We start from the raw sequence: 8,059 nt of genomic DNA, 5'->3' as shown, positions 1-8,059 counted from the left end.
CCCCCCCCCCCCCCCCACGACAAGTGATAAACCTTAACTGAACAACATTGCGCTCCCACAGGGCTTGTGCTGATCGCTGCTGGCGAAATCAAGGCCTGTAAAGATGCGCATGCCCGGCGCGGTACAGCGAGGATTCGCTGAACACATCGTTGCCCAGCACCCGTCCCACCAGGATCAGTGCCGTGCGGCGAAAGCCCTTGGCCTGGACCTTCGCAGCGATGTCGGCGAGCGTGCCCACTACCCAATCCTGGTCCGGCCAGGTCGCCCGGTGGATCACGGCGATCGGGCAATCCGCGCCGTAGTGGGGCAGGAGCTCTTCGACGATTTTCCCCAGATGATTGACCCCCAGGTGGATCGCCATGGTCGCCCCGTGACGTGCCAGGCTGCCCAGCTCTTCTCCAGCGGGCATGGCGGTTTTGTCTGCGTAACGGGTGAGGATCAGGCTCTGGGAAACGTCCGGCAGGGTCAGCTCGGTGCCTAGCAGGGCTGCGCAGGCTGAGGTGGCGGTGACGCCAGGGATGATCTGGAAAGGAATGTCCAGATCCCGCAAGCAACGAATCTGCTCGCCGATGGCGCCATACAGGCTCGGGTCGCCGGAATGCACCCGCGCCACGTCCTGGCCGTTGAGGTGGGCGGTACGGATCAGCTCGATGATCTGTTCAAGGTGCAGCTCGGCGCTGTTGATCACCTGTTCGGCGCAATGCCCCTCAAGCACGGCGGCCGGTACCAGGGAGCCGGCGTAGATGATGACCGGGCAACTGCGGATCAGCCGTTGGCCTTTGACCGTGATGAGTTCCGGGTCGCCGGGGCCGGCGCCGATGAAGTAAACGGTCATGACCGGCTCCATTGAAAAGATGAATGGGCGTTGCCCAGATGAAGATCGCTCATGATCCCGAGGCCGATTATCGGGTTTTACGACATGCACGCCAATGCCAGGGTGCTCCCGGGACCTCGCTGGCGGGGAACCAGCAGCGTTGCGGGCGCGGTTCCCAGGCGGTCGGCCAGGGCCAGGGCCGCGCTTTCGGCGATGCCGTAGCAGCCGGTACGCTCGAAGGCGATCTCGGAACGATGCGTGAGCCGTTCCTGATAGTCGGCCAGTTGTTCGGCGCTGAAGCAGACCAGCGGCAGCGCCAATTGTTCGGCCAGTGCCAGCAGGCCCGGTTCGTCACGCTTGAGGTCAATGCTGGCCAGGGCCTGGAGTTGGTGCCGCTCGATACGGTGGGCCAGCAACGTCTGGTCGAGCAAGGCCAGCAGCGTGCTGGCCGGGCAGCCGCGCTGGCAGCCCAGGCCGACCACCAGGATCGGCCCGCTGCTCATGCGTCGTGCGGGCCTTGATCGGCACGGCGAAACAGCCAGGTGCTGATCAGGCCCAGCGCCAGCCAAAACGCCACGTTGGTCAGTTGCGAGGCGATCTTGAACTGGCTTTCAAGCGCTTCGGGCGCCAGCATCGAGTGGGCTTCCGGCTGCGGAGCGCCAATGACGTGAGGCACCAGCAACGTCGCCAGGCCCAGCAGCTTGAGCAGCCAATGCCTGGCGAAGGCGATCAGGGCGATACCTACTGCGGTAGACGCCGCCGTGCCGATCCACCACATCTGCCGCTGGGCCAGGTCGGCGGCGGCCGTACCGGGCAACTCCGGCGGCAGGCCGAGGGTCGGCGCCAGGACGAACGTCGCATAACCGGCCAGGCCCCAGAGCAAGCCTTGGGATGTGCGAGTCGGCGTGCGCAACGTGTACAGGCCCGCGAGCATCAGGGCGAAACCCACCGCGACCACCAGGTTACCGCCGGTGGTTGCGAGCACGCGCTGCCAGCCGTCTTCCGGTTCCCAGGCTTCGGCATCGTGGGTGTGGGCGACGCCGTCGGCGTGTTGATGGACTTCGGCGGCCGGGGCCTTTTCGTAGGTTTCGGCCTGCAGGATCAGCGGCGACACCCAGAAACTTTGCAGGAGTGTCAGCAGCAGGGCAGCCAGCAATCCGCTGAAACCGGCGGTTTGGGCGATTCGCTTGATCATGGCGTCAGGTCTCAATGGCACGGGAAGGCGGCGCTGTGGCGGGTGTCGTGGGCCGCGTTGTGCACGGCTTCGATGTGGGAGAAACCGGCGAAGTACACCAGCGCAGCGCCCATGATGGAGGCGAGGATGGCCGCGCTCAGGCGTTGGCTCAGGGTCGTGGTGCTACTGGCGGAGCGGGCGGTGCTGCTGATGGTCGACATGGCGCTTCCCTCTGTTTTTGTCCAGTGGGTGGTGCGAGCGCAATGAAACCCCGGGCGAATGCCCGCCAAGGTTCGAACAGCGCCCGCCCACCGCGGGTTTGTTGGTGCTTGAGTCGTGGGCCGGTCTCCGGGCTCACGAGGGGCAGGGCCTGCGCCGTGCCTGCAAGCGTCACCTTCCCATGCCATCGGACACAGTGGATCAGACGCTTCGCTCGCTTACCGTTGCGGGGGCAGCACCGGACTGACGTGGCCTTGAAGTAAAGCACACGATTCACCGGTTTCCCGTTTCACCCTGTGAAGGGCACCCATAACTAGGCGCACAGGAGAGCATGGGCGGGGGCGGGGCGTCAATGTACAAGGGCAGACGAGCGGGCCTTTGTGGCGAGGGAGCTTGCTCCCGCAGGGCTGCGAAGCAGTCCCGACAAAAGCCAGGGCCGCTTCGCGCTGGAGCGCCAGCCCGGCCCAGCGGGAGCAAGCTCCCTCGCCACAACGATGTCCATCCATAACAATTTCCCGTGTCATGGAAAAGCAGCAGACATTGACCCACCCCCGCACCCTGCGTAGCCTTGCACCTTCGAGGTTCTTCGACACGCGTCGAAGCTAAGAAGGGAACGCGGTCCAAGCCGCGGCTGCCCCCGCAACTGTGAGCGGTGCTGTTGCTGCAAGGCCACTGTAGATGTCTTTACCAAGGCATACGGGAAGGCGCAGCAAACGCCAGTGCCAGGCTTTGGATGAAAAGCCGGCACCGGCCCACCGTCAGCCAGGAGACCTGCCTCGAGACAGATTCTCACTACAACCGGGCGGGGTGATCCGGTGGCGAAATCTTCCGCGCACGCCTGTGCCTGCGGTTGTCGTCCCGTTTGCCCGCCACCTTGCCAAAGGGCATCCGATGAAAACACTGGCCAAACTCCCCGTCACCATCGTCACCGGTTTCCTCGGCTCGGGTAAGACCACCTTGCTGCGGCACATGCTCGACAACGCCCAGGGGCGGCGTATCGCGGTGATCGTCAACGAGTTCGGCGAGCTGGGTATCGACGGCGAGATCCTCAAGCAGTGCTCCATCGGTTGCAGCGAAGAAGAGGCCAACGGCCGCGTCTACGAGTTGGCCAACGGCTGCTTGTGCTGCACGGTGCAGGAAGAATTCTTCCCGGTGATGCGCGAGTTGGTGGCGCGGCGCGGCGACCTTGACCATATCCTCATCGAAACCTCTGGCCTGGCCCTGCCCAAGCCGCTGGTCCAGGCCTTCCAATGGCCGGAAATCCGCAGCGCCTGCACCGTCGATGCGGTGATCACCGTGGTCGACAGCCCAGCCGTGGCCGCCGGCACCTTCGCCGCATTCCCCGATCAGGTCGACGCCCAGCGCAAGCTTGACCCGAACCTGGATCACGAATCCCCGCTGCACGAACTGTTCGCCGATCAACTGGCGAGCGCCGACCTGGTGATCCTCAACAAGGCTGACCTCATCAGCTCCGAAGACCTGGCGAAGGTGCGCCTGGAAGTGGCCGAAGAGCTGCCACCGGCGGTCAAGGTCATCGAAGCCAGCAGCGGTCGCCTGCCGCTGGACGTATTGATCGGCCTGGGCGCCGGTTCCGAAGAACACATCGACAGCCGCCACAGCCATCACGATCATCACCATGACGGCGACGAAGACGATCACGATCATGACGCCTTCGACTCCATTTCCATCGAACTGCCCGAGGCCGACGAGAGCCTGCTGCTGGATGCGCTGACGCAACTGGTGGTCCAGCACAACGTGCTGCGGGTCAAGGGTTTCGCGGCGATCCCGAACAAGCCGATGCGCCTGCTGATCCAGGGGGTTGGCACGCGCTTCGACAAGCATTTCGACCGCCAGTGGGGCGCCGGGGAAGCGCGGGTCACCCGTCTGGTGCTGATCGGCCAGACGCTGGACGCGACGCAGCTTGAAGCGCAGCTGCGCGCCGCCCTCAGCGCCTAAGCCATGCACCTGCTCAGGACCCAGCCCGGCGGTTTTGTATCGGACGACAACATTGCCGACCTGGGGCAGACCCCCGCCGAACTGGTGATCCTGTGCAGCGGCGATTCCAGTCTGGCGCTGCTGGCCGAAGCGGCGCGGCAACTGCCGGACGACTACCCGCAGTTTCGCCTTGCCAACCCGATGCAGGTGCAGAACCACGCGTCGGTGGACCTGTATGTCGAAGACGTGCTGCGTCACGCCAAGGTCATCCTGCTGTCGTTGCACGGCGGCATCGGCTATTGGCGCTACGGCATCGAGCGGCTGATGGAGCTGGCCGGGCGCGGCGTGAAGCTCATCCTGGTGCCGGGGGATGATCGACCGGACCCGGAACTCAGCGACCTGAGCAACGTGCCTGTCGAGGACCGCGACCGGCTCTGGCAGTTTCTGCGCCAGGGTGGACTGGGCAATGCCCTGGATCTGTTCCACAACCTGGCCAGCCAATGGTTCGGTCGCGATTATCCGTGGGGCGAACCGCAAGCCTTGCCGCGCACGGCGGTCTATCACCCCGGAAAAACCGCCGCGACCCTCATGGATTGGCGGGCCGACTGGCAAGCCGGACAACCGGTGGCGGCGCTGCTGTTTTATCGCTCGCACCTGCAAGCGGCCAATACCGCGTTCATCGACGTGTTCTGCCAACGCCTGCAAGCGGCGGGGCTCAATCCGCTGCCGATTGCCGTGGCGAGCCTCAAGGAGCCCGGTTGCCTGGCAGCGGTCGAAGACTGGCTGGATGAGGTCGAAGCCGGGGTGATCCTCAACACCACCGGCTTTGCCCAATCCAGCCCCGAGGCCCCGCACCTGCGGCCGTTCCGTCGCGACATCCCGGTGATCCAGGCGATCTGCGCCCAGGACAACGAACCGGGTTGGCGCGCCAGCGAGCAGGGGTTGGGCCCCAGGGACCTGGCGATGCACATTGCCTTGCCCGAGCTGGACGGGCGGATCATCAGCCGCCCCATCAGCTTCAAGGACCTGGCCTGGCGCAGCGAGCGCAGCCAGAGCGACGTGGTCTGCTACCGCGCGGTGCCTGAGCGCATGGATTTCGTTGCCGAGCTGGCCCGACGCTGGACCACCCTGGCGCGCTTGCCCAATGCCGAAAAACGCGTGGCGCTGATCCTCGCCAATTACCCGACCCGGGACGGGCGCATCGGCAACGGCGTCGGCCTGGACACCCCGGCGGCGGCGTTGAATATCCTGCGGGCGTTGCAGGTCGAGGGTTATCCGCTGCCGGTCGAACTGCCGGCAAGCGGCACGGCGCTGATCCAGCAGTTGCTGGGCGGCGTCAGTAACGACCTGGACAGCCTCGACCTGCGGCCCTGCCATCAGAGCCTGGCGTTGGACGCCTACCAGGCCATGTTCAACGCGCTGCCCGAGGCCAATCGCCAGGCGGTGCTGGAGCGCTGGGGCTCACCCGACCACGACCCGATGTTCCGCGACGGGCGCCTGATGATCGCCGGCCTGCGTCTGGGCCAGACCTTCATTGGCATCCAGCCGGCCCGGGGCTATCAGGTCGACCCGAGCGCGGTGTACCACGATCCGGACCTGGTCCCGCCCCACGCTTACCTGGCGTTCTATTTCTGGTTGCGCCACACCTACGGCGCCCACGGTCTGATCCACGTCGGCAAGCACGGCAACCTTGAATGGTTGCCGGGCAAGGGCGTCGGATTGTCCGAGAACTGCTGGCCGGACGCGTTGCTGGGGCCGCTGCCGAACATCTATCCCTTCATCGTCAACGACCCGGGCGAGGGCGCCCAGGCCAAGCGGCGCACCCAGGCGGTGATCATCGACCACCTGATGCCGCCGCTGACCCGGGCCGAGACCTATGGGCCATTGCGCAATCTGGAACTGTTGGCAGACGAATACTACGAGGCGCAATTGCTTGACCCGCGCCGCGCCCGGGAATTGCAGCGGGACATCCTCAACCTGGTGCGCGAGACCCACATCGACCGCGAGCTGCAACTGGATGCCAGCCTCGACAGCGACGCGGACGCAGCGATCTGGTTGCCTCGCCTGGACACCTACCTGTGCGACTTGAAGGAGTCGCAGATCCGCGATGGCCTGCACATTTTCGGCGAGTCGCCCAGCGCACGCCTGCGCATCGACACCTTGCTGGCATTGCTGCGCATTCCCCGTGGCGACGGTAAGGGCGCGCAATCGAGTCTGCTGCGGGCGCTGGCAAAAGCGTTCGAGCTGGGTTTCGATCCGCTGGATTGCGCGTTGGCCGAGCCGTGGACCGGCGTGCGTCCCGAGGCGTTGGCCGAGGTCAGCGCAGAGCCCTGGCGCACCACCGGTGATACCCGCGAACGCCTGGAGTTGTTCGCCGGGCAGTTGATCGAACAGGCTTTGGCAGGTGAGGTCGAGCAACTGCGCGCAGTGGGCTGGGAGACGGTGGGGAGCATCGTCGAGCACCTGCGCTCGGTCGTGGCGCCGCGCCTGGACGCCTGCGGTCCGGCGGAAATGGGTGGCTTGCTCAATGCTCTGAACGGGCGCTTCGTGCCCGCCGGCCCCAGCGGCGCACCGAGCCGTGGACGCCTGGATGTGTTGCCCACCGGGCGCAATTTCTTCTCGGTAGACGTGCGCAACCTGCCCACCACCACCGCATGGCGCATCGGCTTTCAATCGGCGAACCTGATTCTTGAGCGGCACCTGCAGGACCACGGCGATCATCTGCGCCAGCTCGGCCTCTCGGTGTGGGGCACCGCCACCATGCGCACCGGCGGTGACGACATTGCCCAGGCCATGGCGCTGATGGGTGTGCGTCCGGTGTGGGCCACGGGCAGCCAGCGGGTCGATGATTTCGAGATCCTGCCGTTGAGCCTGCTGGACCGGCCTCGGGTCGATGTCACGTTGCGGGTCTCCGGATTTTTCCGTGACGCCTTCGCCAACCTGATCCGCCTGTTCGATGCGGCGGTTCAGGCCGTTGCCGAGCTCGATGAGCCAGCGGACATGAACCCGCTGGCAGCCAAGGTACGCAGCGAGCGCGAGGCGTTGTTGGCGTCGGGCCTTGAGCCTGAGGTCGCGGTGCGTCAGGCCGGTTGGCGGATCTTCGGCGCCAAGCCCGGGGCCTATGGCGCGGGCGTGCAGGGCGCGGTCGACGGGCGGCTGTGGCAGAGCCGTGACGACCTGGCCGAGGTGTATCTGAACTGGGGCGGATACGCCTACGGCGGCAGCGATGAAGGTACGGCGGCCCGCGATCAGTTCTCGCGGCGTTTGAGCCAGGTGCAGGCGGTGTTGCAGAACCAGGACAATCGCGAGCACGACCTGCTCGATTCCAACGATTACTACCAGTTCCAGGGCGGCATGCTGGCCGCCGTGGAAACCCTCAGCGGCGCAGCGGCGGCCAGTTACCATGGCGATCACAGCCAGCCGGATTTGCCCAAGGTCCGTACCCTGAAGGAAGAGCTCAACCGGGTCATCCGTTCCCGCGCGGCCAATCCGAAGTGGATCGAGGGGGTCAAGCGTCACGGTTATAAAGGTGCGTTCGAACTGGCGGCGACGGTGGACAACCTGTTTGCGTTCGACGCCACCACGCAGTTGATCGATGATCACCAGTACGCCCTATTGGCCGATGCCTACCTGCTGGATCCCGACACCCGGGATTTCGTCCGCCTGCACAACCCCGATGCCTTGCGCGACATGACCGAGCGTATGCTCGAAGCGCAGCAGCGGGGCATGTGGCAGGCGCCGGGGGCGTATCGCGAGGCGCTGGAGAATCTGTTATTGGACATCGAGGAAGATGGTTAATGGCAACGACAGACACACACCTGTGGCGAGGGAGCTTGCTCCCGCTGGGCTGCGAAGCAGACCTATGATTTTAGCCGTCGCGCAGCAAGGGGCGCTGGCGCGCCCAGCGGGAGCAAGCT

6 protein-coding genes and 2 riboswitches are annotated in these 8,059 nt (G+C 65.5%); of the genes, 2 read left to right on the top strand and 4 right to left on the bottom strand.

The annotated features are described in order from the left end of the window. Positions 1–88 precede the first annotated feature (88 nt). The 4 genes from cobM to RGM2987_RS01095 form a co-directional block, all read right to left on the bottom strand. Positions 89–835, bottom strand: a complete 747-nt coding sequence (gene cobM / locus RGM2987_RS01110) for a precorrin-4 C(11)-methyltransferase (protein ID WP_245138275.1) — start codon at positions 833–835, stop codon at positions 89–91. Between the two features lie 77 nt (positions 836–912). Then, positions 913–1,317, bottom strand: coding sequence for a cobalamin biosynthesis protein (locus RGM2987_RS01105; RefSeq protein WP_245138274.1), 405 nt, complete (start codon positions 1,315–1,317; stop codon positions 913–915). Beyond that, positions 1,314–2,009 carry a CbtA family protein gene (locus RGM2987_RS01100; RefSeq protein WP_245138273.1) on the bottom strand — a complete coding sequence of 232 codons (696 nt, stop codon included), beginning with the start codon at positions 2,007–2,009 and terminating at the stop codon, positions 1,314–1,316. Before RGM2987_RS01100 ends, RGM2987_RS01105 begins: the two co-directional genes overlap by 4 nt. Before the next feature lie 11 nt (positions 2,010–2,020). Beyond that, positions 2,021–2,209, bottom strand: coding sequence for a CbtB-domain containing protein (locus RGM2987_RS01095; RefSeq protein WP_245138272.1), 189 nt, complete (start codon positions 2,207–2,209; stop codon positions 2,021–2,023). A 100-nt stretch (positions 2,210–2,309) separates the two neighbouring features. Beyond that, a riboswitch (cobalamin riboswitch) is annotated at positions 2,310–2,533 on the bottom strand. A 236-nt stretch (positions 2,534–2,769) separates the two neighbouring features. After that, positions 2,770–3,001, top strand: a riboswitch (cobalamin riboswitch). A gap of 97 nt (positions 3,002–3,098) precedes the next feature. Here RGM2987_RS01095 and cobW point away from each other — a divergent pair. Next, positions 3,099–4,163: a cobalamin biosynthesis protein CobW gene (cobW, locus tag RGM2987_RS01090; protein WP_280639782.1), complete on the top strand. Its 1,065-nt coding sequence runs from the start codon at positions 3,099–3,101 to the stop codon at positions 4,161–4,163. Positions 4,164–4,166: 3 nt separating this feature from the next. Then, positions 4,167–7,940, top strand: coding sequence for a cobaltochelatase subunit CobN (cobN, locus tag RGM2987_RS01085; protein WP_245138270.1), 3,774 nt, complete (start codon positions 4,167–4,169; stop codon positions 7,938–7,940). The last annotated feature ends 119 nt before the right edge of the window (positions 7,941–8,059 follow it).

The sequence above is a fragment of the Pseudomonas sp. RGM2987 genome, assembly GCF_022952855.1.
Classification (GTDB): domain Bacteria; phylum Pseudomonadota; class Gammaproteobacteria; order Pseudomonadales; family Pseudomonadaceae; genus Aquipseudomonas.
This window is presented reverse-complemented; position numbering and strand designations above follow the sequence as displayed.

Excerpts from the sequence above, each read along its gene's own strand:
- RGM2987_RS01095 (WP_245138272.1), bottom strand. The coding sequence starts at position 2,209 with ATGTCGACCATCAGCAGCACCGCCCGCTCCGCCAGTAGCACCACGACC.
- cobM (WP_245138275.1), bottom strand. The coding sequence starts at position 835 with ATGACCGTTTACTTCATCGGCGCCGGCCCCGGCGACCCGGAACTCATC.
- RGM2987_RS01100 (WP_245138273.1), bottom strand. The coding sequence starts at position 2,009 with ATGATCAAGCGAATCGCCCAAACCGCCGGTTTCAGCGGATTGCTGGCT.
- RGM2987_RS01105 (WP_245138274.1), bottom strand. The coding sequence starts at position 1,317 with ATGAGCAGCGGGCCGATCCTGGTGGTCGGCCTGGGCTGCCAGCGCGGC.
- cobW (WP_280639782.1), top strand. The coding sequence starts at position 3,099 with ATGAAAACACTGGCCAAACTCCCCGTCACCATCGTCACCGGTTTCCTC.
- cobN (WP_245138270.1), top strand. The coding sequence starts at position 4,167 with ATGCACCTGCTCAGGACCCAGCCCGGCGGTTTTGTATCGGACGACAAC.